Genomic DNA, 24577 nt, shown 5'->3' on the forward strand with positions numbered 1-24577 from the left:
GAGCGGGGCGAGTCATGATGGTTCGGTGAGGGAATCGGGAGAATCGACCCGGCGCGGAGCACCGTGAGTCGATGCAGGCGGGGGCCGGGCATGGTGGACGGCAGGTACCTGGCGCACACGGAACCACCCGCGACGTATGCGTTCGCGGACGTGGTGGTTGAGCCGCTGGCGCACCGGATCCTCCGCGACGGACGCGAGATCGCCGTCGAGCCGCGTGCGTTCGCCGTGCTGCTGCATTTCCTGGCCCATCCCGGGCAACTGCTCGGTCGCGACGACCTGCTCGACGCGGTCTGGGGGCACAGCTGCGTGACTCCCTCCACGCTGAGCCGGGTGATTGCGCAGCTGCGCCGGGCGCTCGACGACGACAGTGACCGGCCGCATTGCATCCAGACCGTGCACGGCCTGGGCTACCGCTTCATTGCTGCGGTGACGACGACCTCGGCATCGCTGCGCTTCGCCCCGCCGGCACGGCTGCGCGTACCGGCTCGGACCGAGACGCTGATCGGGCGCGACGAGGCCATCGAGCATGTTGCCCGGCTGCTGCGCGACGGCCGCCTGGTGACCATCGCCGGCGCCGGTGGGATCGGCAAGACCCAGGTGGCGCTGGAGGTTGCGCGTCGGGCCGAGGCGGATTTCCCGGACGGGATCTGGCTACTCGACTGCACCTTGCAGGCCGACGGCGAGAGCATCGTCCGCTGGCTGGCCGGCGTTTTCGATCTGCCCGCCGCGGCAGTCGTGGACGAACTGGTCGCACGCCTGTGCGAGTTGCTACGCCAGCGCCGAGTGCTGCTGGTATTCGACAACTGCGAGCGGATTGCTCCGCCGCTGGGGCAACTGGTCGTCGCCCTGCTCGCGGCCAGCACGGAGTTGCGCGTACTGGTGACCAGCCAGCACCGCCTGAACTGTGCTGGAGAGTCGCTGTGCTGGCTGCCGCCGCTGGCGGTTCCCGATGCGGGCGAGTGGTCTTCGCCAGATGCGGCGGAGCGCCTGGCGCAGGTGCCCGCCGTGCAATTGCTGCTGGTGCGTTCGCGGGCGGCTGCATCCAGCTTTACCTTGACGCCGGCCAATGCCGCGGCGGTGGCAGAGATATGCCGCGGTGTCGATGGCCTGCCGCTGGCGCTGGAGATCGCTGCGGCGAGGCTGCGCTTGCTCAGTCCGCAGCAGTTGCTGGCGCGGATGGACGGACAACTGCTCAGCCTGGCGGACGCCAGCTCCAGCCGGCCAGCGCGTCACCAGACGTTGCATGCGCTGATCGCATGGAGTTTCGCTTTGCTGTCCGCGCATGAGCGTGCGTTGCTTGAAGGCCTCAGCGTGTTCGCCGGTGGCAGCACGCTCGGCGGTGCCTGCGCCATCGGCGCGGTCTATGGTCTGGGCGACGAGGCAGTGCTCGACCTGCTGGAGGGGCTGGTCGACAAGTCCCTGCTGGTCGTCGACGTCGCGACCAATCCGCCGAGCTACCGCCTGCTGGACAGTGTGCGACTGTTTGCCAGCCAGCAGCTGGCCGAGCGCGGTGATGAAGCCCGGTTGCGCGATGCTCATCTGGCCCACTTTGTCGCACTCGCGCAGCAGGTCGACGCGGAAATCCGCAGCGACCGGGAGCAACTGTGGTGCGAACGGGTCCGCCGCGAGTGGGCCAACCTGCACGAGGCCTTCGAGTACGCCATGACCCGGCCGGGTCGAGCTGCGGATGCGCTTGCTCTGATCGGCGATCTCTGCTGGTACTTCCGGATGAGCAGCAATTACCGCGAACCTGCCGGCTGGCTGGAGCGGGCGCTCGCAGCCGAGCCATCACCCACCCGGCAACGCGCCAAGGCGCTGATCGGCTGCGGCATGTTGCATTACCACGCGCAGGTGCAGGATCGCGCCGAGGCATTGCTGCGCGAGGGCGTCGCGCTGGCCGCGGCATGGGGCGACGACTGGATGGCGGCAGCGGGGCGGGCGGTGCTGGCATTCGAACTGGCCGCCAGCGGCAACACTGTTGAGGCAGAGGCCTGCGCGGCCGCGGCGGCCAGGGTGGCCGAGGCGCAGGCCGACCCGTGGCTCGCATCGATGGCGCTGCTCGGTCGCGGCATCGCGCTGGCCATGGGACGGCGGCACGACGAAGCCGAGGTGTGCCTCAGCGCAGCGCTGCAGGCGGCTTCCGAACCGGGGCACGGCAGCTATCAGCTGGCGTACACGCTGATCAACCGGGCCCTGCTGCGCGTGTATCTGGGCCGGTTTGCCGATGCGGCCAGCGACTGGCTGGCCGACCTCGACGCCTTCGCCGGCCTGCGCCACTGGCGTGGTCTAGCCGGCTGCGTCGAGGGGACCGCCTACCTGTGCAGCGCTGACGGCCGCCTGCCGGAGGCGGCGCGATTCCTCGCCGCCGCCGCCCGCGTGCGCGAATTGACCGACGCGCCGCTGATGCCACAGTGGCGGGAGGCACAGCAGGTGGCTGTGCGGACCGTGCGCGAAGGCCTGGGCGTTTCCTTCGCCTCCTCATGGCAGGCCGGTGCCGCCGCGCGCTTCGAGGAGATCGTCGCCGACGCGCGGATGACCCTGGTCGCAATTGCCAACGCTCAGCCGCCGCGCCACGCGGCGAGCAGACCAAGCGGGTCGTAACGGGCGCGCAGTTCGGCCAATCGCGCTTGCGCGACGACGCCATGGGCACGGGTATCGATGTCGGCGGTTTCCCCGGCGAAGTTCGGCTGCACGCCCCTGCGCGCATGGGGTGCGAGCGCGGTGCGGAAGCTGCAGGTCCAGTCGCGGACGGCCGGGAAGCGGCCGGCTTCGGCGGTATGGCCGATCACGTTGACGAAGAACGGGGTGTCGCGGTGGGCAAAGGCTGTAGCCGTCGACGGTGCGTTGGCCACCGCGCCACCAAGGTGGTGGATATGCAGCTCGCACAGCGGGTCGGGCGGAGCCTCCGCATGCCTCAGCAACACCTCGATCAGCATGTCGTCGAGATCGTCGAGCTGCGATGTGGTCCAGTAGTAGCAGTGTCCGGCCGGCGCGCCCGGATCGAAAGTCCGCTGCCAGACAGCGTACGGCACGACACCCTCGTGCCGTCCCAGGGGCTGGCCATATCCAGCCAACGGGGCGACTGTGCGGGCCCCCTGCTCGGGAGCGCCGCTCCAGCAGTAGGCCAGTGCGATGGCACGCTGGCCATGCGCCGAGGCCGGCAGGAAGGGCAGCGGCGGGACGCTGGTGACTACCAGCATCGCAGTGAGCGCATCCGGTGCCTTCGGCGTGACGTCGCGGAAGGTCCGCAGCAGCCACGGCGCCGCTTCGATCGGATGGAACACCACGCCGGCCAGCACCTCGCCGACCGGATGCAGGCGGCTGGTAAAGCGGGTAACGACGCCCAGCCCACCCGCGCCGCCGCGCAGGCCCCAGAAGAGGTCGGCATGGCGCTGTTCGCTGGCCACCAACGAGCGACCGTCCGCCAGTACCACCTCGGCTTCCAGCAGGTTGTCGACTGCCAGGCCGCAGCGTCGCATCAGCCATCCCACGCCACCGCCGAGCGTGTAACCCCCGACGCCGGTGGTCGATACGAAGCCGCCGGTAGTTGCCAATCCGTGCGGCTGGGTGGCGGCGTCCACGTCCTGCCAGAGCGCGCCGCCCTCGATCCGGGCGATGCGGGCCTGGGGGTCAACGTCGACATGTCGCATGTCGCCAAGGTCAAGCATCAGCGCATCGTCGCGCACGGCCAGTCCGGCCACGTTGTGACCGCCGCCACGCACGGTGATCGGCAGCCGGACCCGGGTGGCGAAGCTGGCGGCAGTGCAGACATCCTCGGCATCGGCGCAGCAGGCGATTGCCGCCGGATGGCGGTCGATCACGCCATTCCAGACCCGTCGCCGATTTTCGTAATCAGCGTCGCCCGGCCGCAGCAGCGGACCTCGCAAGGCGTCAGCCAGGGCCTGCCAGTTGATGGCGTGGGGACGGTCGGATCCGATAGACATGGCTTGCATCCTCCGCGCACTGGCACCGGGACACCGCTCCCATGATATGCCGCATGTACCCGAACGGGATAATCCGGGCGTCGGGTCTGATAGTGATCTGGTGCGGCCCGCCGGTCATGATCGGCGCGTAAGGGTTTCGTGAGGGTGGAGAAGCAATGGCGATCGCCCGGCAATGCACCGACGTGCCGATCTCGCTATGTGGTGCGATCCCGAGCTCATCGTCAATGTTTGACACGATGCACGGCGCGAGGCCGGGGCGATCGCCGTGCCGGCCTGCCGGGATCGCATCGCTGCCGGCGCCCGGTTGAGCTGGTGCATGTCGGGTTTTTTGCGCGTCGGGGTTCCGGGCGGTGATCGCCGCGCGCCCGGCCGACCCGGCTGGCGACTCGGCCGGTGCCGCGCTGATGCTGGAGGTGACGCCGCTGGAGATGTCCGTCACGCGCATCCGCCGCCTGCTGGCCGCGGGCCGGGTGCCGCGCTATCTGCTGCCGGAGGGGGTGTTCGACGTGCCGGGATGGCTTGATGTCTATCGACGGTCCCCGGGCTGGCGGGTGTCACTGGAAGTCAGCCGGTTGGTGTCACAACGTGATGCCCTTGCCACCCAGGGAGCGGCCGGTGATGAAGCAAGCGGATGCGAGGATGTGGCGACGCCACGCGCTGGTAGTGGTCGCCGTGATCCTGCTGTCGGCCTGGGGCGCGCATCCGGAGCGGCTCTCTCTCGGCATTATGATCGATGCATTCGGCGTCGATGGCCCGCGGCGGCTGCTCGAGATCCAGCCGACCGGAGTGCTGCTGCCGATACTGCTGGCGCTCCTGATCAGGTATCGCCCGTACCTGCGGCCCGTGGGCCGGGCGATCGGCGATTTCCTGATGGGTTGCGGCGGTCCGGTGAGCAGTACGGCTGGCTGCAGCTGGTCACGCGCGCCCGTGCGGGTGTGGCGCAGGTGACTACGCAGTATGCGGCACGAACTTCAGCGCCACCGAATTCATGCAGTAGCGCAGCCCGGTCGGGCGCGGGCCGTCATCGAAGACGTGGCCAAGGTGGCCATCGCAGCGGGCGCAGCGCACTTCGGTGCGGACCATGCCGAAACTGGTATCGCGCTTTTCGATCACGTTGGACGCGGCGATCGGCTGCCAGAAGCTGGGCCAGCCGGTGCCGGAGTCGAATTCGGTGGCGGCATCGAACAGCGCGGTGGCGCAGCCGACGCAGCGGAACAGGCCGGGCCGCGCGGGCTTTTCGTGGTCGCCACTGAAGGCGCGCTCGGTACCGTCCTGGCGCAGCACGTAGTAGGCCATCGGTGACAGCCGGCGGCGCCATTCTGCATCGCTCAGGACGACCCGCTGCACGGTGCATGCCCCAAGCGCGCGTCCATCGTCGGCAAAGCACTGCAGGCGTATCTCTTTGGCGCTGCCGGGGCTGGTGCCGGCGGCAGGGCTGCGCTCGCGGGCGAACAGGCGCGGGACCGCGGCCAGCCCGGCGATCGTCGCCAGCGCACCACCGGCCAGAGCCATCCGCAGCAGGCGGCGGCGCTCGATCATCACGATTTCCCGGGTTGAGGACATGCGGCGCTTCTCCGGCACAGGACGGGTACCCCGGCCATTCGTCCGGGCCGGAGGGCAAGTTACGCCGGTGCTGTACGCGGTAACCGCGCGGGGCGATGCAGCGAATCGCACGAAGATCCGTCCGAAGAGCCCGTGGATGTCCGCCATCTTGACCAATGCCCTCGTGATCGGCGTAGATGGCGTTCTTGCCTTGTGTCAGGACGCCGTCCGCGCCGTGGACGATTCTTCGCTCAGCGACAACCAGCAGGCCGATCTGCGCCGCGCCGCCTGGATGGCGGCTGCACAGGCGGGCGACCGCCTGGCGTACGAGCGCGTGCTGGGCGAATCGGTCGGGGTGGTGCGCGCGGTGGCACGGCGCCAGGGCGTGCCGGCGGATCTGCTAGATGACGTGGTGCAGGAGACCCTGATCACCATCCATCGGGTTCGGCACACCTACGACCCGGCCCGTTCGTACCATGCCTGGCTGTCGGCCATCGCCACGCGCCGGGCGATCGACAGCCTGCGCCAGAGCGGCCGGCGCGGTCGCCGCGAGCTGCACGAGCCGCTGGCCGTCGAACAGCACGCCGACGAACGGCAGGCCAACGATGCCGCCGAGCAGGCCGAGCGCGCGGCTGCGCTGCGCGAGGCCATCGCCACGCTGCCGCCGGGCCAGCGCGAGGCCGTCGAGCAGCTCGGGCTGCACGAGCACACGCTGGCCGAGGCATCGGCCTTGACCGGGCGATCCACCGGCGCCCTGAAGGTAAACCTGCACCGTGCTCTCAAGGCGCTGCGCAACCGACTCCACGGAGACCACTGACGTGGCCGATGCGCCCAACCACCAGTCGCTGATCCACGCGCTGGGTGCCGACCTGGCGCCGGTCCGGCGCCTGCGTCCGCCGCTGTGGCGCACGCTGGGCTGGACGCTGCTGCTGGCGGCGATGGCCGCACTGCTGGTCTGGCATTACGGGCTCACGCCGATGCTGACCCGCTGGCGCGGTGCGCCCGACCTGGCCTGGGCCGGCGTCGGTGCCGTGCTCACCGCGCTGGTGGCCGGCTGGGTGGCGTTCTCGCTGGGCGTACCGGGACGACCGGTATCGCGTGCCTGGCTGGTACTGCCGCCGGCGTTGCTGTGGATCGGTGCCAGCGGTGTGGGTTGCCTGCGCAGCTGGGTGGCGCCTGACACGGTGGTCGCCACGATGGCCGGTGCGCGCGGCTGCCTGGAGTTCATCCTGGCCTTCTCGCTGCCCTTGTCGGCGGTGCTGGTGGTGTGGCTGCGCCGCGCGTATCCACTGCGCCCGGTGCTGACCGCGGCGATGATCGGCGTGGCCAGCGCGGCCGGCTCGGCCAGCCTGTTGGAGATCTGCCACGAGTTCGATGCGGCGGCGACCGACCTGGCGGTGCATGCGCTGGCGGTGGGGCTGGTCATCGGCGTGAATGCACTTTGCGGCGGGCGGTTGCTGCGTCCACGTCGTTCGATCGCTGCGAGGTAACCGCGGGCGGGCTTCTGGCGAAAGGTCGATGTGCGACATCGGTCGCACATCCATTTCCAGGAGAACGTCGCATGAAAATTCTCGCCAAGCTCGCCCTCGGTCTCGCTTTCGCCGGCCTCGCCGGAGGCTTCGCCAGCTCTGCATTCGCACAGGACAGCATGGCCCAGGACAGCGGCATGAAGCACGACGCCATGAAGGGCGACTCGATGAAGCACGACTCGATGAAGCACGACGCCATGAAGGGCGATTCGATGAAGCACGACTCGATGAAGCATGACGCCATGAAGGGCGATTCGATGAAGCACGATTCGATGAAGCACGACGCCATGAAGGGCGACTCGATGAAGCACGACTCGATGAAGCACGACGACGCCATGAGCGGCGGCGGCATGTGACGTGTCCGGCCCCGGGCGGGTGCCGGCGAGCCGCACCGCACCGGGGCCGACGATTCCGGGCCGGAGGCCGATCCCGGCCAGTACGGGGCGCTATAATGACGGCGCGCGATCCCGCGCTGCTCTCCGCACCGAGGCCTCTCCTCTTGGCTAATTCCGCCCGCAACGACAAACCGGTTTCCACCTCCAGGCTGCGCCAGCAAGTGCTCCAGGCGCTGGAGGAGCTGAAGGCCAAGGACATCCGCGAGATCGACGTCCGCGGCCGCACCTCGATCGCCGATCTGCTGGTGGTCGCCTCGGGCACCTCCACCCGGCACGTGAAGTCCATTGCCGACGAAGTGGTGAAGTTCGCCAAGAAGGCCGGTGTGATGCCGCTGGGCGTGGAAGGCGAGCAGGAGGCCGAGTGGGTGCTGGTGGATCTCGGCGACGTGATCGTCCACGTGATGCTGCCGCGCATCCGCGAGTTCTACGGGCTCGAGCGACTGTGGACGGTGGGCGATCGCGAGCCCGATGCCGGCGCCGCCAGCGTCGGCTGATTCCCCGCATCGATGCGCGCGCGGCTGATCGCCGTCGGTGAGCGCATGCCCGGCTGGGTAGCCGAGGGCTTCGCCGAATATCGCAAGCGACTCTCGCACGAGCTGCCGCTGGAGCTGGTCGAGCTCAAGCCCGGGGCGCGCGGCAAGGGCCGCGACGATGCGAAGGCGATCCTTGATGAGGGCGCGGCGATCCTCGCTGCGATCGGTCGGGACACCCACGTGGTGGCCCTCGACGGCCGGGGCAGGACCTGGTCCAGCGAGGATCTCGCCGCCCAGCTGCAGCAATGGCGCATGGCCGGTCGCGACCTGGCCTTCCTGATCGGCGGCCCGGACGGCCACGCGCCCGACGTGCTGGCACGGGCCGACCAGCGCTGGTCGCTCGGTCCGCTGACCCTGCCGCACATGCTGGTGCGGCTGGTGCTGGCCGAACAGCTGTACCGGGCCACCACCATCGTCGCCGGACACCCCTACCATCGTGCCTAGGCCGGCCGGGCGCCGGGCGGCTATGCTGCCGGTTTCCTCGACGACCTTCCGCCGATGACGCTCTCTGTCCGTATTGCCGACACCCGCGATCTCGATCGACTGGCGCCGCTGTTCGACGCCTACCGCCAGTTCTACCGCCAGCCGGCCGATCTGGCGCGGGCGCGCGACTTCCTCGCCGAGCGCCTGGCCCGGCAGGAGTCGCTGGTACTGCTGGCCGAGCTGGACGGCGAGGCGATCGGCTTCACCCAGCTCTATCCCTTGTTTTCCTCCGTGCGCACGGTGCGTACCTGGCTGCTCAACGATCTGTTCGTGGCTCCTTCGGCGCGCCGCAGCGGCGCCGGACGGGCGCTGCTGCAGCAGGCCGCGGCGCAGGCGCGGGCGCGTGGCGCGGCCAGCCTGAGCCTGTCCACCGCGCTGGACAATGCGCCGGCGCAGGCGCTGTACGAATCGCTGGGCTGGGTGCGCGACACGCAGTTCTGCGAGTACGGCTTCACCCTCTGAGCCCCCGGGCGGTCCGGACTATTCGTGCTCTACCTCGCCTCGCAATCGCCGCGTCGCCGCCAGCTGCTCGAGCAGCTCGGCGTCGCCTTCGAAGTCGTGCACGTGGACGTGCCCGAGCAGCGCTCGCCGGAGGAGTCGCCACGGCACTACGTCAGCCGGGTGGCGCGCGACAAGGCGCATGCGGGGCTGGTCCGAGTCGGCGCCCCGCAGGCAATCGTGCTCGGCAGTGATACCGAGGTGGTGCTGGACGACGAGGTGTTCGGCAAGCCGGCCGATGCCGCCGATGCCGCAGCCATGTTGCGCCGGCTGTCCGGACGCACGCACGAGGTGATCTCGGCGGTGTGGCTGGTCGGCGAGCGGCACGAGGACAGCGAGCTGTGCGTGTCACGCGTGCGCTTCGCCGAGCTGGACGAAGCCACCATTGCCGCCTACGTCGCCACCGCCGAGCCGTTCGGCAAGGCGGGCGCCTATGCCATACAGGGGCGCGGTGCGACCCTGGTCGAACATCTGGACGGCAGCTACTCCGGTGTCATGGGATTGCCGGTGTTCGAGACCGCCCGGCTGCTGGCGCGCTTCGGTGCCTGAGGCTTCGCCCGGCGCTCAGGCGGCCGGGTGAAGCACGATAAACCAGCTGGCTACGGCCAGCGCGTTGTTGATGCCGTGGGCGAGCACCGCCGGCCACAGCGAGCCGGAGTGCAGGCGCAGCCAGGCGCAGCCCAGCCCGAGCAGGGCCAGGTTGGGCAGCGCGTACCAGTGCCAGCCCAGGTCGGGCAGGTGCACCGTGGCGAACAGTGCGGCGCTCAGCAGCATGGCGGCGGCGATGCGCGCGCCGCCGAGGTCGCGCTGGGTCGACCTGCGCTGCCGGAAACCCAGCAGCGAGGAGAACAGCACGCCGCGGAACATCGTCTCCTCCACCAGCGGACCGAGCGTCACGGCCAGCGCCGCCAGCGCGATCCGGCCCGGCAGCGCGGCCTCGTGGCCCATCTGCGAGATGGTCTGGGTGACCGGATGGTCGCCGGCCAGCCAGTGGGTAAGCAGGCCGCCGATCACCGGCACTCCAACGCCCAGCGCCAGCGCCGCGAAATAGAACGCCGGATGGGTGCTGGGCGCAAAGCCGAAGCCCTGCCTGGCCAGGGCCAGCCGCCACTGGCTCGGCCAGCGCCGATGTACCAGCCACAAGGTGATGCCGGCGGCGAGCAGCAGGGTGACCGCGGTCACCGCCGTACGCACGTCGGGGTTTGCCATGGCCGACTGCAGCGGGCTGCCGACGTGCACGCCCTGGCCCGTTCCCAGCGCCAGGCCGGCGACGAGAGCGGCACCGAAACCGATCACCAGCTGCAGGCAGAAATAGAGCGCCAGCAGCGCCAGGGCCTCGCCCACGCCCGGGGCGCACACGGGGCGGGACAGGTGCGGCGGCAACGGCGGCGGGGCTGCCAGTGCGTCGGCGGCGGCATTCACGAATGGCTTTCCGGGGTGATCATGGACGGGACCAAGCTAGCTGGACGGTTCGTGCTCCGGCAATCCCTGCCATCGGTCATGGCCGCCCCGACCCTGCCTGTATAGTGTGGATTCCCTGTACGGAGGACCCGGGCGCCCGCGCGCCTCCCATGTTCGCATTCGACTGGCTTGCCGACCCCACTGCCTGGGCCGGCCTCCTCACCTTGCTGGTGCTGGAGGTGGTGCTGGGCATCGACAACCTCGTCTTCGTGGCGATCCTTGCCGACCGGCTGCCGTCGGGGCAGCGCGACCGGGCGCGGGTGAGCGGCCTGGCGATCGCCCTGGTCATGCGGCTGGTGCTGCTCGGCGTGATGAGCTGGCTGGTCAAGCTGACCGCGCCGATCGTCCAGTGGCACGGCTTCGCGTTGTCCTGGCGCGACATCATCCTGCTGCTCGGCGGCGCCTTCCTGCTGTTCAAGGCCACGCTGGAGCTGCACGAGCGGCTGGAGTCCGGCGGCATCAGCGAGCACGGCAGCCGCCCACCTGCGCGCTTCTGGCTGGTGGTCGCGCAGATTGTGGCGCTGGACGCGGTGTTTTCCCTGGACTCGGTGATCACCGCGGTCGGCATGGTCGACCAGCTGTCGGTGATGATGATCGCGGTGGTCGCCGCGATGGTGCTGATGATCAGCGCCAGCAAGCCGCTGACCGCCTTCGTCAACGCGCGACCGACGGTCATCGTGCTGTGCCTGTCGTTCCTGCTGATGATCGGCTTCAGCCTGGTCGCCGAGGGCTTCGGCTTCCACATCCCGAAGGGATATTTGTACGCGGCGATCGGCTTCTCGATCATGATCGAGGTGTTCAACCAGACCATGCGCCGCAACCGCCAGCGCAGCCTGCTCGGCAGCGCACGGCATCTGCGCGACCGTACCGCGCAGGCGGTACTGCGGCTGCTCGGCGCCGGTGGCGTGGAAGAAGACGGCGAGCCGGCCAAGCCGTCCGCCGGCATGGACGAGGACGCGCCAGCGGTGGCGGTGTTCGGCAAGGACGAGCTTTCGATGGTGCAGGGCGTGCTCGACCTGGCCCAGCGCCCGGTGCGTTCGATCATGACCCCGCGACCGGAGATCCGCTGGATCGATCCGCGCGACGATGTCGACACCGTGCGCCGCGAATTGGCCGAGGCCGGCCACGACTGGCTGCCGCTGGCCCACGACGACCTGGACGAACTGCTGGGCGTGGCGTCCACGCGGGACCTGCTCGGCTGCCTGCTCGACCACGGTCGCATCGAGCTGGAACCGGTGGTGCGCAAGCCGCTGATGGTGCTCGAGTCGCTGAGCGTGCTGCGCCTGATCGAGGAGTTCCGGCGTGCGCCGCTGCAGGTAGCGCTGGTGGTGGACGAATACGGCAGCCTGCTCGGTCTGGTCACGCCCAGCGACGTGCTGGAGGTGATCGCGGGCGAGTTCCCGGATGCGCTGGGGGGAGACCCCGCGGCCAGCCAGGACGAGGACGGTGCCTGGCTGCTCGACGCGGGTCTGGATGTGCGTCGCGCCGAGCAACTGCTGGGCAGGCGCCTGCAGGTGGACGACAGTTTTTCCACCCTGGCGGGCTTGGTGCTCGAGCGCCTTGGCCGCCTGCCGGAGGTGGGCGACAGCGTGACTGCCGACGGGTGGCGCTTCGAGGTGGTGGCGATGGACGGGGCCCGCATCGGCCGCCTGCGGGTGGTGCCTGCAGCCGACTAGGCGAGGCCGGCGGCTTAGCCGGCCAGCATCGCCCGGACCACGCCGATGCCGGCGAGCACCAGCACCGCCAGCCAGGCCAGCATGCCCACGGCGAAGCCGCCCTCGCGCTTGGCCGGGTCGCGCAGATAACCCGCCATGTACCAGACGCGACCGACGATCCAGACCAGTCCGGCGACGCCCGCCCAGCCGGCGAAGCCGTGCGTGGCGGCCAGCCACAGCGCCGGCAGGAACATCACCGTCTGCTCCAGCGTGTTCATCTGCACGCGGTAGGCGCGTTCGAAGCCCTCGTGGCCGGTCGTGGCCGGCGCCTTGATGCCGTATGTGGCGCGGGCCTTGCCCACCGCAAAGGCGGTGGCGGAGAGCAGGAGGACGTTGAGCAAGGTCACGAGGGCGGGCAATTGGGCGAGCATGCTGGGGTGGTGTCCGATCAGGGCTGTCGCCACCTACATTAGCCGGTGGCGTGGCGAGTGTGGTGGCAAGCGGCTATCGTCGCCGCCAACGATGCGGGAGCGGGGTGGACGATGGACTGGGGCAAGGGACGTTCGAGCGACAACGTGGAGCAGGGCAGCGGCGGTGGCGGCGGGCTCTCCCCGCGCGGCGGCGGCCGGCTTGGCCTCGGCGGGCTGGTGGTGCTGGTCATCCTCAGCCTGGTCTTCAAGCGCGACCTGATCACGCCGTTCCTGTCCGGCGATGGCACCGCATCCCAGCAGACCAGCGGCCAGATCCAGTCCACCACGGCAGTGGACTGCCACAATCCGGCGAACCAGCAGATCGATTTCGTCTGCCGCGTGTTCGGCGCCACCGAGGACACCTGGGGCCAGATCTTCGCCGAACACAACGCCCGGTACGTGCAGCCGAAGCTGCACCTGTTCCGCGGCAGCGTGCAGACTGCCTGCGGTGCAGCGTCGACTGCGGTCGGGCCGTTCTATTGCCCGGGCGACCAGAAGGTCTACCTTGATCTGGACTTCTTCCAGGAGTTGCAGAACCGCTTCCACGCCGCCGGCGATTTCGCCCGCGCCTACGTGATCGCGCATGAGGTCGGGCATCACGTGCAGAAGCTGATCGGCGTGTTCGACAAGGCCGACCAGGCGCGCCGCCAGGGCGCGGCGATGCAGGGGGCGACCGGTCTGTCGGTGCGCCAGGAACTGCAGGCGGACTGTTTCGCCGGCGTCTGGGCGAACCGCAGCCAGCAGCGGCTGAACTGGCTGCAGGACGGTGACGTGGAGTCGGCACTGAATGCCGCCAGCCAGATCGGCGACGATACCCTGCAGCGCGAGGCCCGCGGCACGGTGGTGCCCGACTCGTTCACCCACGGCACCTCGGCGCAGCGCGTGAAGTGGTTCAGGACCGGTTTCCAGAGTGGCGACATGGCCAGTTGCAACACCTTTGCCGGGCCGATCTGACGGCCACGGCACGACGTTCGGCAACGCCGGCTAAAGGAGGCATCGCGACGCATCGACGGAGCATGTTCCGGCGGCCGGCAGTCTGGATAGAATCCGCCGGCTGCGCGCCGAGGGGTGCGCTCTCCCGCGGTCCATCCGATGGTCCATCCCTGCCTCGCCTGCGGCGCTTGCTGCGCTTATTTCCGGGTCGCCTTCCACTGGTCCGAGGCCGAGTCGTTCCTCGGTGGCACCGTGCCCGAGGCGCTCACCATCAAGCTCGATCCGCACCGCCTGGCCATGCGTGGCACCGAGGCGAGGCCGGTGCGCTGCGTGGCCTTGCAGGGTGAGGTCGGTGTGCAGGCCAGTTGCGGCATCTACCCGCAGCGTCCCTCGGTCTGCCGCGAGGTGGCCCCGTCGTGGGAGTTCGGAGAGATCAGCCCGCAATGCGACAAGGCCCGTCTCGCCCATGGGCTGGCGCCGTTATCCCCGCAGGACTGGATCGATCCCTCCGGAGCCGGCCTGCCGCCGCTGCCTCGCAGCGCCTGATCGGCGCGCCGAGTGCCGCCCTTGCGCAACAAGGATTACGTTCGTAATTTCCATTTGGATTACGGTCGTAATCCTTTGGAGGCATCAATGGTTCGCAAAGGGGTGAGAGGGGTGGGACGGCAGCTGGCAGTGGCCTTCGTTGCGACGGCGCTCGGTGCCTGCGCGCACGCGCCTGCGCGCCCGGACATGCACCCCGCCAACCGGGGCGACGCGTCCTGGCATGCGGTCGAGCAGCCGGATACGGTGCATTACCAGCTGGCGCTTGGTGAGGTATCCAGCGGCGGCAAGCCACTGGCGCGGGTGACGCCGGCCTATCCCGCATCGCGGCTGCAGGCCTGCGTGCCGGTGGTGGACGTCATCGCGAAGCTGATCGTCGATACCTCCGGCAAGGTCACCGAGGTACGTCCCGGCGACGCCGATGCCGCGGCGCCGGGTCTGCGGCCTTTCCTCGCCGCGACCCGGGAGGCGGCATTGCGATGGCGGTTCGATCCGCTGCAGATCGACCACTGGTCAGCCGACGCCAACGGCGAGAGCCATGTGGTGGACAGCCGGACCGAGCCGTTCAGCCTGGACTACGTGTTCCGCTTCACCTGCCACAGTGGCCGTGCGCGGGTCAGCGTGGACGACCAGGCCGCGGCCGGCTGATCAGTCTGCCGTATCGAAACGGTAGATGTCCATGGCGAGGAAGCCCAGGTCCACGCCGGCATCCAGTCGCTGCGCGGCTGCCCTTTCGCCGGCGGCACCCAGCGCCACGAACAGCGGCAGCAGGTGTTCGTCGGTGGGGTGGGCGCGTTCGGCGAACGGCGCCTGGCGGCGATAGTCGAGCAGGGCGGCGGTATCGCCCCGCGCCAGTTGCTGTCCGATCCAGCCGACGAAGGGCTGCACGTACGGTGCCTGGTGGTTGGCGTCGTAGCCGGCGCCGAAATCGTGCAGGTTGTGGGTGATCGAGCCGGAACCGATCAGCAGCACGCCCTCTTCGCGAAGACCGGCCAGTGCGCGCCCCACGGCGTACTGGTGCGCCGGCCCGAGCATCGGCTGGATCGACAGCGGTACCACCGGAATGTCGGCTTCGGGGTACATCAGCCGCAGCGGTACCCAGATGCCGTGATCGAGCCCGCGTTGCGGATCGACATGCGCCGCCAGTCCTGCCTGGTCGAGCCGTTCCGCGATGCGCGCGGCCAGCCCGGGGTCGCCCGGTGCGGGGTAGCGCAGTTCGTAGAGCGCGGGGGGGAAACCGCCGAAATCGTGCACGGTCGTTGGTTGCGCTGCGCCGCCGACGAGGGGCTGCCGCGCCAGATAGTGGGCGCTGGCCACGACGATCGCGCGCGGACGCGGGAGCGCCGCGGCGAGTTCGGACAATCGGGTGCCGGTCAGGCCCGGCCGCAACGCAGTCATCGGCGAGCCGTGCGAGATGTAGAGGCTGGGCAGGTCGTTCATAACCTTCATGATGGGGGCGGATCGCGGCGCGTGCGCGGCTGGCCACGCGCACAGACTGTTGCCCCGCGCGAACGCCGGGCTCAGCGCTCGGTGGCGATCGCGGCCAGCCCCCGGCGCAGCGGATCCAGCAGCATGCCGTAATGGGTAGCGCGCGCCGTGTCCCGGCGCAGCGGCTGGCGCACCTGCGAAGCGCTGGGCGTGCGCACGCTGCGCATGGCCCGGTGGAAGTCTAGGCAGGCCGGGTCGAACGGCAGGCCGCAGAAGTCGAGCAGGGCGCGGATTTCGTCCTCCGGCCGTTCCAGCAGCGCCTCGTAGCGCTGCACGCGCACGCGCTGCGGCCGGGCCGCCCGCCACGCAGCCATCGCCCGTTCGTAATCCTGGATGTAGGCGGCGATGTCGGCCAGGTCGCAGGCGAAGTGCGGCAGCCGGTAGAACTGCTGCTTGAAGCACGACCAGCCCGCTTCCAGTGCGTCGCGCCGCGCGTCGACGATGCGCGCACCCGGCAGCATCGCGGCCAGCAGGGCGGTGTGCAGCCAGTTCTCCGGCAGCTTGTCGGTGTGCCGCGGGCGACGCGTGCGCCAGCGCGCGGTGCGTTCGAGATAGCGCCGGCCCAGCCGCGCCCAGTCCTCTGCGCCCGCCGCCGGTAGCCATGCCGGCAAGGGCTGACGGCGCCGGTTCGACTCCTCGGCGATCACCGCGTCGAGATCGTCCAGCTCGCTGGCGCCCGCCACCTGCGGATGCGCGGCGAGGATCTGCTCGAACAGCGTGGAGCCCGAACGCGGCAGCCCGACGATGAAGATCACCTCGTCGCCCAGCGCCGGATCGGCGGGCGCGGGCAGGTGTCGCGTGGTCTCGACCAGCTGCGCCACGTATGCGCTGAAGCCCGCTGCCTGCCACGGCGCGAGCCGGCGCATGCGGGCGTTGGCCTCGGCCAGCGCGGCGAACGCCTCGGGATGGCGTCCGTGGTCCTCCAGCGCCTTGCCCAGCGCGAAGCCCATCGCGATGCGGTCGCTGTCGACGAGGTCCGGCCGCGCCAGCTGCGCCTGCAGTGCCGCGACGTCCCCGGTGGAGAGTGGCTGTGTCTTGATGTTGCCCAGCCCGCGCCAGGCGTCGCCGCAGGCCGGGTGCACGGCGAGCGCGGCGCGGTAATGCGCGGCGGCGTCCCCGAAGCGGCCCAGGTGCACCAGCGCGTCGCCGGACAGGATGTGCGCCGGCAGCAGGTCCGGCGCCAGCGTGGCGGCTCGTTCCAGCGCGCGTACGGCGTCCTCGCTGTTGCCGAGCTGCTGCAGGTTGCGGCCCAGGTTGAACCAGGCCATCGGGTAGTCGGGCGCCACGACACAGGCCTGGCGCCAGGTGGTCAGCGCTTCGTCCGTGTCACCGCGCTGGGCGAGCGCGCTGGCCAGGTCGTTCATCACCAGCGCGTCGTCGGGGGCCAGCGCCAGCGCCCGGCGCAGGACGGCGGTGGCCTCGTCGAAGCGGCCGCGGCGGGTTGCGGCGATGCCCTTGAGCCGCAGCACCTCGGCCTGCCGGGGCACCAGGCGATGCAGCTGGTCGAGCAGGCGCTCGGCGGCGTCGAACTGGCCGTCGCGGATCGCCCGGGCGGCGGCGTGCAGCTGTTCGCGCTCGCAGGCCGAGAGGCCGTGCATGCGCGGATCCGGGGCGGCGTTCATGCGGTAGGGCGAGAGCAGGTCATCGCACGATGTTACGTGCCGCGTGTCGTTGTCGGCGAGTCCCTCTCACCAAAAAAACACCGCGCCGTGGCGCGGTGTCGGGAGCTCAGGATTGCCGGCGCGGCGGCTTGCCGTGGCCGCCCGGCCGGGGCTTGCCCTTGAAGCCGCCCGGGCGCGGGCCGCTGCGGCGCGGCGGCGGACGGTCGGCGGCGCCGTCGTCCTGGCCGTCCCATTCGTGGATACGCAGCTGGCGCTGCACCACCCAGACCTTCTTCAGGTGTTCGAAGGTCTCCTTGGGCATGCCGTCGGGCAGGTCGACCAGGCTGTAGTCGCCGCGGATGCTCAGCCGGCCGATGTGGCTGCTCTCCAGCCCGGCCTCGTTGGCGATGGCGCCGACGATGTTGCCCGGCTTCACGCCGTGCTCGTGGCCGATCTCTATGCGGTAGGTCCGCTTGCCCGGCTCGGTGAGGTGAGCGCGCACGACGGGACGAAAGCCCTCGCGCGGTGCACCCTCCCGGCCACGGCTGTCGCGCGCATCGCGTTGCTCGCGCTCGGCACGGACCGGTCGCTCGCGCGGCTCGAACTCGCGCTTGGGCGGCGGGCTCAGCAGCAGCGGCTGGTCGCCCTGGGCGATCCGCGCCAGGGCGGCGGCGATCTCGATCGCCGGCACGTTGTGTTCGGTCTCGTACTGTTCGATCAGCTGCTGGAAGAACTCCAGCCCGCCCTGCGCCAGGGTATCGCTGATGCGCTGCTTGAACTTGCCGATGCGCACATCGTTCACCGCCTCGACGGTGGGCAGCTTCATCTCCTCGATCGGCTGGCGCGTGGCGCGCTCGATCGCGCGCAGCATGCCCTTCTCGCGAGGGGTGACGAAGAGGATCGCCTCGCCGTTGCGGCCTGCGCGGCCGGTGCGGCCGATGCGGTGCACGTAGCTCTCGGTGTCGTACGGGATGTCGTAGTTCATGACGTGGCTGATGCGCTCCACGTCGAGTCCGCGTGCCGCCACGTCGGTGGCGACCAGGATGTCGAGCTTGCCGTCCTTGAGCTGCTGGATCACCCGCTCGCGCTGCGGCTGGGCGATGTCGCCGTTGATGGCGGCCGCGGCGAAGCCGCGCGCGGACAGCTTCTCGGCCAGCTCCTCGGTGGCCTGCTTGGTGCGCGCGAAGATGATCATCGCGTCGAACGGCTCGGCCTCCAGGATCCGCGTCATCGCGTCCAGCTTGTGCAGGCCGGAGACGAACCAGTAGCGCTGGCGGATGTTGGCCGCGGTGGTGGTGGAGGACTTGATGGTGACTTCCACCGGGTCCTTCAGGTGCTGCTGCGCGATCTTGCGGATCACCGTGGGCATGGTGGCCGAGAACAGCGCCACCTGGCGGGTCGGCGGGGTCGCCTCGAGCACCTTGGTGACGTCGTCGATGAAGCCCATGCGCAGCATCTCGTCGGCCTCGTCGAGCACCAGGTACTTCAGTTGCGAGAGGTCCAGCGTGCCCTTGTCCAGATGGTCGATCACGCGGCCGGGCGTGCCCACCACGATCTGCACGCCGCGGCGCAGCGCCTGCAGCTGCGGACCGTAGCTCTGGCCGCCGTAGATCGGCAGTACCTGCAGGCCGGGCAGATAGGTGGCATAGCGCTGGAATGCCTCGGCGACCTGAATCGCCAGCTCGCGCGTCGGCGCCAGCACCAGCGCCTGCGGCTTGCCGGGCTTGAGCTCGATACGCGAGAGGATCGGCAGCGCGAATGCGGCGGTCTTGCCGGTGCCGGTCTGCGCCTGGCCGAGCACGTCGCGGCCGTCCATCAGCGGCGGGATGGTGGCGGCCTGGATCGGCGAGGGCGACTCGTAGCCGACATCGGCGAGGGCGCGCAGCAGGTCCGGTGCGAGGCCAAGCGCGGTGAAGCCGGCGGCTGCCGGGGCGGAGTCGGAAGACGGGGATGACATGGGGAACCTCGGGGTGGCACGCCGGTCGGCGTGCGGGAGAATGACGGCTATTGTAGCAGTCCGCGGGCCGCCGGCCCGCGCCGCAATACGTTCAAGGCACAGGAGATTCAGGCATGGCGAAGCGTCTGGTGGGCAAGGTGGCGCTGGTGACCGGGGCGTCCTCGGGCATCGGCGAAGCGACGGCAATCGCGGTGGCCGAGGAGGGTGCGCGGGTCGCGGTGACCGCGCGCCGCCGCGACCGGTTGGAAAAGCTGGCGGAAACCCTCGCCGGGCTGGGTGCCGAGCCGCTGGTGCTGGAGGCCGACCTGCTCGATGAAACCGAGGCACAGCGCGTGGTGCGCGAGACCGAGATGCACTACGGACGTCTGGACGTCCTGGTCAACAACGCCGGCGTGATGTACCTGGAGCCGGTGGCCGAGGCCGATCTTGGCCGCTGGCGCCGGATGCTGGAACTCAACGTGCTCAGCCTGATCGCTTCGACCCAGGCGGCGCTGGCCGGCATGACCGCGCGCGGCGACGGTCACATCGTCAACGTCTCCTCCACCGCCGGGCGCATCGCCAACCCCAACGCGGCCGCCTACTCGGCGACCAAGTTCGGCGTGGTGGCGTTTTCCGAGGCCCTGCGCCGCGAGGTCTACAGGCACGGCATCCGCGTCACCGTGATCGAACCGGGCGTGGTGGAAACCGAGCTGCGCGACCATATCGGTCACGCTGCGACCAGGGATGCGCTGAACGCATGGGCCGACAGCATGCGCCAGCTGCAGTCGCGCGACGTGGCCGAGGCCATCGCGTTCTGCGTCACCCGGCCGCCGCACGTGAACATCAACGAATTGCTGATGCGACCCACCGACCAGGAGCGTTGAGCTTGGCGGCCGGCTCGCTTGGGAGGCAGGGGTATGATCGGCCTTTGGCCAAGCTCCAGGAGGCAAGGATGAGCAGCTTCGAGACCCTTTCCGAGCAGGCGTGCTTTGGCGGCGTACAGGGCTTCTACCGGCACGAGTCGACCGCGTGCGGTGGGCCGATGCGCTTCGCCATCTACCAGCCGCCGCAGGTGGTGCAGGGCCGAAGGCCGGTGCTGTACTACCTGGCCGGACTCACCTGCACCGAGGAGACCGCCACCATCAAGGCCGGTGCGCAGCGGCTCGCCGCGCAGTACGGCATGGTGCTGGTGATGCCGGACACCAGTCCGCGCGACACCGGCATCGAGAGTGCCACCGGTGACTGGGAGTTCGGCGAAGGGGCCGGCTTCTACGTCGATGCCACGCAGGCGCCGTATGCCGGCCGGTTTCGCATGTACAGCTACGTGGTCGAAGAGCTGCCGGCGCTGGTCGCGCGGCATTTTCCGGTCGACCCCTCCCGCAGCAGCATCTTCGGCCACTCGATGGGTGGCCACGGCGCGCTGACCATCGCGCTGCGCCATCCGGATCGCTATCGCTCGGTGTCGGCTTTCGCGCCGATCGTGGCGCCCAGCCAGGTGCCGTGGGGGCGCAAGGCGCTGCCGCGCTATCTGGGCGAGGACCGTGCAGCCTGGGCCGACTACGACGCCTGCGAGCTGGTCGCGCGGCAGACCTTCCCCGGCACGATCCTCATCGACCAGGGCGAGGCGGACAAATTCCTCGAGGGCCAGCTCAGGCCGGAGCTGTTCGACCAGGCCTGCGCGGAAGCGGGGCAGGCGCTGCTGCTGCGTCGGCATCCCGGCTACGACCACAGCTACTGGTTCATCAGTACCTTCGTCGAGGACCACCTGCGCCACCATGCGCAGGCGCTCGAGCTGGCGTGAGCGGTGGAATCGCCTGGCGCACGGCGCGCTTGTCCTGTCGTCTCGCCAAGCCCGACGACGCCGGAGCGCTGTGGCGCTATCGCACGGCCAATCGCGACCATCTGGCACCGTGGGAGCCCCTGCGCGACGAGGCCTATTACACGCCCGCCCACAGTCGGCGGACGCTGGAGGAGTGGATGCTCGGCGTGGCGCAGGATCGCGCCTATCCGATCCTGATGTTCGATCCGGACGAGCGCGAAGTGCTCGGCAGCTTCACCTTCTCGAACGTGGTGCGAGGTCCCTTCTTGGCCTGCCTGCTGGGCTACGGCCTGGCGGCAGCGCAGGAGGGCCGTGGATTGATGCGTGAAGCGCTGGCGCCGGCACTGGACTGGGCCTTCGACGCGCTGGGCCTGCATCGGGTAATGGCCAACTACCTGCCGCGCAACGAGCGCAGCGGCCGGCTGCTAGCCTCGCTGGGGTTCGAGCGGGAGGGACTGGCGCGGCGCTACCTGCAGATCGCCGGCGTGTGGGAAGACCACGTACTCACGGCGAAGATCGCACCGGATTGAACGGCGTGGCGGCACGTTGCCGTGCCGCCACGCGATGGAACGATCTCAGGCCTTGGCCGCCGGACGCCCGCGCCGACGGCGCGAGCGGTTGCCCGCGGCGTGTTCGCCGGCGGCTCCGGCCTGCACGTGGCCGTGCGGGCGATGGCTCGGGCTGGCCTTGCCCTGGCCCGAAGGCCGGTTGCCCGGACGGCCCTGCCGCTGTCCGCCCTGCGCCGGCTTGGGCGCGCCGGCGTCCAGCCGCAGCGGCGCCGACGGTTCGAAACCGGCGACCGGATCGATCGCGATCTCCTGCTTGACCAGCCGGAGGATGTCGCGCAGCAGGCCCGACTCGTCGTGGCTGACCAGCGATACCGCCAGGCCGGTGGAACCGGCGCGGCCGGTGCGGCCGATGCGGTGCACGTAGTCCTCGGCGACCATCGGCAGGTCGAAGTTGATCACCATCGGCAGCTGGTCGATGTCGATGCCGCGGGCGGCGATGTCGGTGGCCACCAGCACGGTGATCCGGCCACTCTTGAAGTCGCTCAGGGCGCGGGTGCGGGCATTCTGGCTCTTGTTGCCGTGGATCGCCGCGGCGCGCACGCCGGACACCTCCAGGAACTTCACCAGCTTGTCGGCGCCGTGCTTGGTGCGGCTGAACACGAGGGTCTGGCGACGGCTGTCGCCGGCCAGCACGTGCAGCAGCAGATCGCGCTTGCGCGCCGCGTCCACCGGGTGCACGTGGTGGCTGACCAGCGGCGCCACGGTGTTCGGCGGGGTCACCGAGACTTCCTTCGGCTCGCGCATGAACTGCATGGCCAGCGCCTTGATCGCCGGGGCGAAGGTGGCCGAGAACAACAGCGTCTGGCGCTGCTTCGGCAGGGCCGAGAGCACGCGCTTGAGCGCTGGCAGGAAGCCCATGTCGAGCATGCGGTCGGCCTCGTCCAGCACCAGCATGTCGATGCCGCCGAGGTCGATCGTGCGCTGCTGCATGTGGTCGATCAGCCGGCCCGGGGTGGCGATCACCACGTCCACGCCGCGGCGCAGCGCGTTGATCTGCGGACCCATGCCGACGCCACCGAAGATGGTGGTGGTGGTCACGCGCACGTACTTGGCGTAGTCGCGGAAGTTGTCGTTAACCTGGGCGGCCAGTTCGCGGGTCGGGGTGAGCACCAGCACGCGCGGGCGGCGGGTCTGGGTGGCGCCGGCGCCGATCAGCTTGTGGATCACCGGCAGGGCGAAAGCGGCGGTCTTGCCGGTGCCGGTCTGGGCGGCGGCCAGCAGGTCGTGGCCGGCAATCACCAGCGGAATGGAGCCGGCCTGCACCGGCGTGGGTTCGGCGTAGCCCTGGTCGGTCAGCGCACGCAGCAACGCGGGCGCAAGGCCCAGCGATTCGAAGGACATGGAAACTCCTGAGGTGGCCCTTCGCGCTCCCTGATACCGCGCGCCAGGCAATGAAAATCAGCGGCTGCGCACCGGGGAAGGTGGGCTGGCCGGGTGTCGCGCGCGCTACCGGGGTGGGGAAATTGGCAAGGGTTCGACCCTCGCCACGATCTCCGCTAGGGAGTCGGGGGCGTCTACGAGCCGGCGTAGTGTAGCCCAATGCGCCGGGTGATGCTCGTGCCAGGGCGATGGCGGGCGGTGCGGGAGCCTTTCCTGCCGCGGCGCGGCCATGTCGGGGCAGCGGAGCGGCGGTTGGGCCAGAATGGCGGGGCTCCCGGATCGGGATGCGGGCAGTTCCTCTGAAGATATTTCCACAGTGACGTGAAAAGGAGGCAGCAATGACCTACGCCAAGTCAGGCCTGTTGGTGGCCCTGTGGTATGCGATGTGGACGATCCCTGCGGTGGCGGCGCCGACGGTACAGCCGGGAGTGCGGAACCCTGGCGCCACGAATGCCCCCTCGTTTGGGGACCTCGACAAGAATCACGACGGCAAGCTGGTCCGAAGCGAGATTCCGAAGGATGAACCTGCCCTCAAGCAGCTTCGCGCGCACTTCCACGAGGCGGACCTGGACGGCAACGGCTCGCTGTCGAAGGAGGAATACCAGCGCTACGTTTCCAACATCATTTCCGGTGGCGTCTGATCGGGGATTCCGGACCTGCCAGGTCACGCGGGGGAGTGGAGGAAGCCGGCCCGGAGAGGCCGGCTTCTTCAGTCCGGGAGCCTTGCGCTACTGGCAGGTCACTCCAACGGCGGTGAATGCCGCCGCGACATCACCGCTGGAGTAGCCCAGATCGCCCGCTGCGCTCTCGACACCGCAGGCGCCGGAGTTGAACGTGGCGTTCGATGTCCAGTACAGCGCGTTGGCCCGTTCGAATACCTCGAACGCCTTGCGCGTGGTCCAGGTCGACTTCCTCGCCAGCGTGCAGAACGCCTTGTTGTAGACGCCACTGGAGTAGTGCACGTCCAGGCTGGATGTGTAGTTGGCGGCGTTGTCGATCGAGCGGCCGTCCTGGGTCGGCGTGCACATCCAGCGCAGCGCGGTGCCGTTCTTGATGATCTCTGCGCCGACCAGCCAGTCGTTGCTGCCGCGGTCGTAGTATTCGGCCGCCTCGCCTGCCATATCCGAGAACGCCTCGTTCATGCCGCTCGACTGGCCGGAATAGGCGAGGTTGGAGTGCTGCTCGGTGAGGCCGTGACTGATCTCGTGACTGGTCACGTCCAGCGACACCAGCGGGAAGAAATAGCTGGCGCCGTCGCCGAAGTTCATCGACGAGCCGTTCCAGAACGCGTTCTCGTAGTTGCGGCTGTAATGCACGTTCATGCGCAGCTGGAAGGCCAGTGGCGGAGCGCCGAACCAGTTGTCGTACCTGTCGTGCACGCCGCCGCTGAAAGGGTGCGCGTCGTTGGTCGGCGAATGGGTGCCGTTGATGCCGTCACCACCGCTGGTCGGGTAGGTGAAGGTCCACAGCGAGCCGCCCGTGCGACGCTGGCTCATGTTGCAGGTGGCGATGTCGGCGTTCTGCATGGTGCAGGTGCTGCCGGACTGCTGCGCGCTCAGGGCGGCATGGTCGTTGCCAAAAAATACTGTCCGGTCTTCATGGTTGCCCTCCGGGCCGGTCGCCATCGTTGGCGTCGTGCCACCGCCACCGGGCTTGCCCTTGGTGGTCAGGCCTTCCCAGCTCTGGAGCACTTCGCCGGTGTCGGCATCGATCAGCGCAGTGGACAAGGTGGCCTTACCCGCACGGGTGCCACGGTGGGCCCGGTCCGCCGGGTGGTCCCCTCACCTGGCAGCGGCAG

General features: G+C 69.7%; 27 protein-coding genes. 17 read left to right on the forward strand and 10 right to left on the reverse strand.

Translation table 11 applies throughout. From position 1 onward, the window contains the following. The first annotated feature begins 90 nt into the window (after positions 1-90). Positions 91-2601 (forward strand): ATP-binding protein, encoded by a 2511-nt coding sequence (locus NC595_RS10415; RefSeq protein ID WP_253566245.1) that lies wholly within the window; start codon positions 91-93, stop codon positions 2599-2601. Here NC595_RS10415 and NC595_RS10420 read toward each other — a convergent pair. Next, complete coding sequence (locus tag NC595_RS10420) at positions 2559-3944, reverse strand: FAD-binding oxidoreductase (protein WP_253566246.1); 1386 nt, start codon at positions 3942-3944, stop codon at positions 2559-2561. The genes NC595_RS10415 and NC595_RS10420 overlap by 43 nt on opposite strands. Further along, positions 3892-4389, reverse strand: coding sequence for a hypothetical protein (locus NC595_RS10425; RefSeq protein ID WP_253566247.1), 498 nt, complete (start codon positions 4387-4389; stop codon positions 3892-3894). Before NC595_RS10425 ends, NC595_RS10420 begins: the two co-directional genes overlap by 53 nt. A gap of 173 nt (positions 4390-4562) precedes the next feature. On the opposite strand from NC595_RS10425, the gene NC595_RS10435 reads away from it, so the two are divergent. Beyond that, entirely contained in the window at positions 4563-4892 is a 330-nt protein-coding gene (locus tag NC595_RS10435) for a hypothetical protein (protein WP_253566248.1), read from the forward strand. Here NC595_RS10435 and msrB read toward each other — a convergent pair whose 3' ends face one another. Next, positions 4893-5507, reverse strand: a complete 615-nt coding sequence (gene msrB / locus NC595_RS10440; protein WP_253566249.1) for a peptide-methionine (R)-S-oxide reductase MsrB — start codon at positions 5505-5507, stop codon at positions 4893-4895. Positions 5508-5643: 136 nt separating this feature from the next. Here msrB and NC595_RS10445 point away from each other — a divergent pair, with 136 nt between their 5' ends. The 7 genes from NC595_RS10445 to NC595_RS10475 all read left to right on the forward strand — a co-directional run bounded on the left by NC595_RS10445 (position 5644) and on the right by NC595_RS10475 (position 9473). Further along, positions 5644-6303, forward strand: coding sequence for a sigma-70 family RNA polymerase sigma factor (locus tag NC595_RS10445; protein WP_253566250.1), 660 nt, complete (start codon positions 5644-5646; stop codon positions 6301-6303). A 1-nt stretch (position 6304) separates the two neighbouring features. Next, positions 6305-6976 carry an NrsF family protein gene (locus NC595_RS10450; RefSeq protein WP_253566251.1) on the forward strand — a complete coding sequence of 224 codons (672 nt, stop codon included), beginning with the start codon at positions 6305-6307 and terminating at the stop codon, positions 6974-6976. Between the two features lie 71 nt (positions 6977-7047). Further along, positions 7048-7371 carry a pentapeptide MXKDX repeat protein gene (locus NC595_RS10455; RefSeq protein WP_253566252.1) on the forward strand — a complete coding sequence of 108 codons (324 nt, stop codon included), beginning with the start codon at positions 7048-7050 and terminating at the stop codon, positions 7369-7371. Between the two features lie 95 nt (positions 7372-7466). Beyond that, positions 7467-7904, forward strand: coding sequence for a ribosome silencing factor (gene rsfS / locus NC595_RS10460; protein WP_425493103.1), 438 nt, complete (start codon positions 7467-7469; stop codon positions 7902-7904). 12 nt (positions 7905-7916) lie between these two features. Then, positions 7917-8387 (forward strand): 23S rRNA (pseudouridine(1915)-N(3))-methyltransferase RlmH, encoded by a 471-nt coding sequence (rlmH, locus tag NC595_RS10465; protein WP_253566253.1) that lies wholly within the window; start codon positions 7917-7919, stop codon positions 8385-8387. Positions 8388-8441: 54 nt separating this feature from the next. After that, a complete protein-coding gene (locus NC595_RS10470) occupies positions 8442-8888 on the forward strand; it encodes a GNAT family N-acetyltransferase (RefSeq protein WP_253566254.1) in 447 nt (148 codons plus the stop codon). A gap of 24 nt (positions 8889-8912) precedes the next feature. Continuing rightward, positions 8913-9473: a Maf family protein gene (locus NC595_RS10475; protein WP_253566255.1), complete on the forward strand. Its 561-nt coding sequence runs from the start codon at positions 8913-8915 to the stop codon at positions 9471-9473. 15 nt (positions 9474-9488) lie between these two features. On the opposite strand, the gene NC595_RS10480 is transcribed toward NC595_RS10475, so the two are convergent. After that, the gene (locus tag NC595_RS10480; protein WP_253566256.1) at positions 9489-10346 is read right to left on the reverse strand and encodes a CPBP family intramembrane glutamic endopeptidase; all 858 of its coding nucleotides are present in this window, start codon (positions 10344-10346) and stop codon (positions 9489-9491) included. A 149-nt stretch (positions 10347-10495) separates the two neighbouring features. On the opposite strand from NC595_RS10480, the gene NC595_RS10485 reads away from it, so the two are divergent. Next, complete coding sequence (locus tag NC595_RS10485; protein WP_253566257.1) at positions 10496-12061, forward strand: TerC family protein; 1566 nt, start codon at positions 10496-10498, stop codon at positions 12059-12061. A gap of 14 nt (positions 12062-12075) precedes the next feature. Here NC595_RS10485 and NC595_RS10490 read toward each other — a convergent pair whose 3' ends face one another. Beyond that, the gene (locus NC595_RS10490; protein ID WP_253566817.1) at positions 12076-12471 is read right to left on the reverse strand and encodes an MAPEG family protein; all 396 of its coding nucleotides are present in this window, start codon (positions 12469-12471) and stop codon (positions 12076-12078) included. A 111-nt stretch (positions 12472-12582) separates the two neighbouring features. Between NC595_RS10490 and ypfJ the strand changes: the two genes are divergently transcribed. From ypfJ to NC595_RS10505, 3 genes are all read left to right on the forward strand, one after another. Further along, positions 12583-13464 (forward strand): KPN_02809 family neutral zinc metallopeptidase, encoded by an 882-nt coding sequence (ypfJ, locus tag NC595_RS10495; protein WP_253566258.1) that lies wholly within the window; start codon positions 12583-12585, stop codon positions 13462-13464. A gap of 138 nt (positions 13465-13602) precedes the next feature. Then, complete coding sequence (locus tag NC595_RS10500; protein ID WP_253566259.1) at positions 13603-13989, forward strand: YkgJ family cysteine cluster protein; 387 nt, start codon at positions 13603-13605, stop codon at positions 13987-13989. A gap of 111 nt (positions 13990-14100) precedes the next feature. After that, positions 14101-14634, forward strand: a complete 534-nt coding sequence (locus NC595_RS10505) for a hypothetical protein (protein WP_253566260.1) — start codon at positions 14101-14103, stop codon at positions 14632-14634. Here the strand turns inward: NC595_RS10505 and NC595_RS10510 are convergent, their stop codons facing one another. The 3 genes from NC595_RS10510 to NC595_RS10520 all read right to left on the reverse strand — a co-directional run bounded on the left by NC595_RS10510 (position 14635) and on the right by NC595_RS10520 (position 19032). Next, positions 14635-15426 (reverse strand): dioxygenase family protein, encoded by a 792-nt coding sequence (locus NC595_RS10510; protein ID WP_253566818.1) that lies wholly within the window; start codon positions 15424-15426, stop codon positions 14635-14637. It lies immediately after the preceding gene. 80 nt (positions 15427-15506) lie between these two features. Continuing rightward, positions 15507-17072 (reverse strand): tetratricopeptide repeat-containing sulfotransferase family protein, encoded by a 1566-nt coding sequence (locus tag NC595_RS10515; RefSeq protein WP_253566261.1) that lies wholly within the window; start codon positions 17070-17072, stop codon positions 15507-15509. Positions 17073-17202: 130 nt separating this feature from the next. Further along, positions 17203-19032, reverse strand: a complete 1830-nt coding sequence (locus NC595_RS10520; RefSeq protein ID WP_253566262.1) for a DEAD/DEAH box helicase — start codon at positions 19030-19032, stop codon at positions 17203-17205. 113 nt (positions 19033-19145) lie between these two features. Here NC595_RS10520 and NC595_RS10525 point away from each other — a divergent pair, with 113 nt between their 5' ends. From NC595_RS10525 to NC595_RS10535, 3 genes are all read left to right on the forward strand, one after another. Then, positions 19146-19895 (forward strand): SDR family NAD(P)-dependent oxidoreductase, encoded by a 750-nt coding sequence (locus tag NC595_RS10525; protein ID WP_253566263.1) that lies wholly within the window; start codon positions 19146-19148, stop codon positions 19893-19895. Positions 19896-19963: 68 nt separating this feature from the next. Then, the gene (gene fghA / locus NC595_RS10530; RefSeq protein WP_253566264.1) at positions 19964-20812 is read left to right on the forward strand and encodes an S-formylglutathione hydrolase; all 849 of its coding nucleotides are present in this window, start codon (positions 19964-19966) and stop codon (positions 20810-20812) included. After that, positions 20809-21360, forward strand: coding sequence for a GNAT family N-acetyltransferase (locus tag NC595_RS10535; RefSeq protein WP_253566265.1), 552 nt, complete (start codon positions 20809-20811; stop codon positions 21358-21360). The genes fghA and NC595_RS10535 overlap by 4 nt, the downstream gene beginning before the upstream one ends. Before the next feature lie 45 nt (positions 21361-21405). On the opposite strand, the gene NC595_RS10540 is transcribed toward NC595_RS10535, so the two are convergent. After that, positions 21406-22740 carry a DEAD/DEAH box helicase gene (locus NC595_RS10540; RefSeq protein ID WP_253566266.1) on the reverse strand — a complete coding sequence of 445 codons (1335 nt, stop codon included), beginning with the start codon at positions 22738-22740 and terminating at the stop codon, positions 21406-21408. 377 nt (positions 22741-23117) lie between these two features. Here NC595_RS10540 and NC595_RS10545 point away from each other — a divergent pair, with 377 nt between their 5' ends. Next, complete coding sequence (locus NC595_RS10545; protein WP_253566267.1) at positions 23118-23420, forward strand: EF-hand domain-containing protein; 303 nt, start codon at positions 23118-23120, stop codon at positions 23418-23420. A gap of 87 nt (positions 23421-23507) precedes the next feature. Here NC595_RS10545 and NC595_RS10550 read toward each other — a convergent pair whose 3' ends face one another. After that, the gene (locus NC595_RS10550; RefSeq protein ID WP_253566268.1) at positions 23508-24506 is read right to left on the reverse strand and encodes a M4 family metallopeptidase; all 999 of its coding nucleotides are present in this window, start codon (positions 24504-24506) and stop codon (positions 23508-23510) included. Between the last annotated feature and the right edge of the window lie 71 nt (positions 24507-24577).

This window comes from Dyella lutea (assembly GCF_024158035.1).
GTDB lineage: Bacteria > Pseudomonadota > Gammaproteobacteria > Xanthomonadales > Rhodanobacteraceae > Dyella_A > Dyella_A lutea.

Excerpts from the sequence above, each read along its gene's own strand:
- NC595_RS10415 (WP_253566245.1), top strand. The coding sequence starts at position 91 with ATGGTGGACGGCAGGTACCTGGCGCACACGGAACCACCCGCGACGTAT.
- NC595_RS10420 (WP_253566246.1), bottom strand. The coding sequence starts at position 3,944 with ATGTCTATCGGATCCGACCGTCCCCACGCCATCAACTGGCAGGCCCTG.
- NC595_RS10425 (WP_253566247.1), bottom strand. The coding sequence starts at position 4,389 with ATGCGCGTGACGGACATCTCCAGCGGCGTCACCTCCAGCATCAGCGCG.
- NC595_RS10435 (WP_253566248.1), top strand. The coding sequence starts at position 4,563 with ATGAAGCAAGCGGATGCGAGGATGTGGCGACGCCACGCGCTGGTAGTG.
- msrB (WP_253566249.1), bottom strand. The coding sequence starts at position 5,507 with ATGTCCTCAACCCGGGAAATCGTGATGATCGAGCGCCGCCGCCTGCTG.
- NC595_RS10445 (WP_253566250.1), top strand. The coding sequence starts at position 5,644 with ATGTCCGCCATCTTGACCAATGCCCTCGTGATCGGCGTAGATGGCGTT.
- NC595_RS10455 (WP_253566252.1), top strand. The coding sequence starts at position 7,048 with ATGAAAATTCTCGCCAAGCTCGCCCTCGGTCTCGCTTTCGCCGGCCTC.
- rsfS (WP_425493103.1), top strand. The coding sequence starts at position 7,467 with ATGACGGCGCGCGATCCCGCGCTGCTCTCCGCACCGAGGCCTCTCCTC.
- rlmH (WP_253566253.1), top strand. The coding sequence starts at position 7,917 with ATGCGCGCGCGGCTGATCGCCGTCGGTGAGCGCATGCCCGGCTGGGTA.
- NC595_RS10470 (WP_253566254.1), top strand. The coding sequence starts at position 8,442 with ATGACGCTCTCTGTCCGTATTGCCGACACCCGCGATCTCGATCGACTG.
- NC595_RS10485 (WP_253566257.1), top strand. The coding sequence starts at position 10,496 with ATGTTCGCATTCGACTGGCTTGCCGACCCCACTGCCTGGGCCGGCCTC.
- NC595_RS10490 (WP_253566817.1), bottom strand. The coding sequence starts at position 12,471 with ATGCTCGCCCAATTGCCCGCCCTCGTGACCTTGCTCAACGTCCTCCTG.
- ypfJ (WP_253566258.1), top strand. The coding sequence starts at position 12,583 with ATGGACTGGGGCAAGGGACGTTCGAGCGACAACGTGGAGCAGGGCAGC.
- NC595_RS10500 (WP_253566259.1), top strand. The coding sequence starts at position 13,603 with ATGGTCCATCCCTGCCTCGCCTGCGGCGCTTGCTGCGCTTATTTCCGG.
- NC595_RS10510 (WP_253566818.1), bottom strand. The coding sequence starts at position 15,426 with ATGAACGACCTGCCCAGCCTCTACATCTCGCACGGCTCGCCGATGACT.
- NC595_RS10515 (WP_253566261.1), bottom strand. The coding sequence starts at position 17,072 with ATGCACGGCCTCTCGGCCTGCGAGCGCGAACAGCTGCACGCCGCCGCC.
- NC595_RS10520 (WP_253566262.1), bottom strand. The coding sequence starts at position 19,032 with ATGTCATCCCCGTCTTCCGACTCCGCCCCGGCAGCCGCCGGCTTCACC.
- NC595_RS10525 (WP_253566263.1), top strand. The coding sequence starts at position 19,146 with ATGGCGAAGCGTCTGGTGGGCAAGGTGGCGCTGGTGACCGGGGCGTCC.
- fghA (WP_253566264.1), top strand. The coding sequence starts at position 19,964 with ATGAGCAGCTTCGAGACCCTTTCCGAGCAGGCGTGCTTTGGCGGCGTA.
- NC595_RS10540 (WP_253566266.1), bottom strand. The coding sequence starts at position 22,740 with ATGTCCTTCGAATCGCTGGGCCTTGCGCCCGCGTTGCTGCGTGCGCTG.
- NC595_RS10545 (WP_253566267.1), top strand. The coding sequence starts at position 23,118 with ATGACCTACGCCAAGTCAGGCCTGTTGGTGGCCCTGTGGTATGCGATG.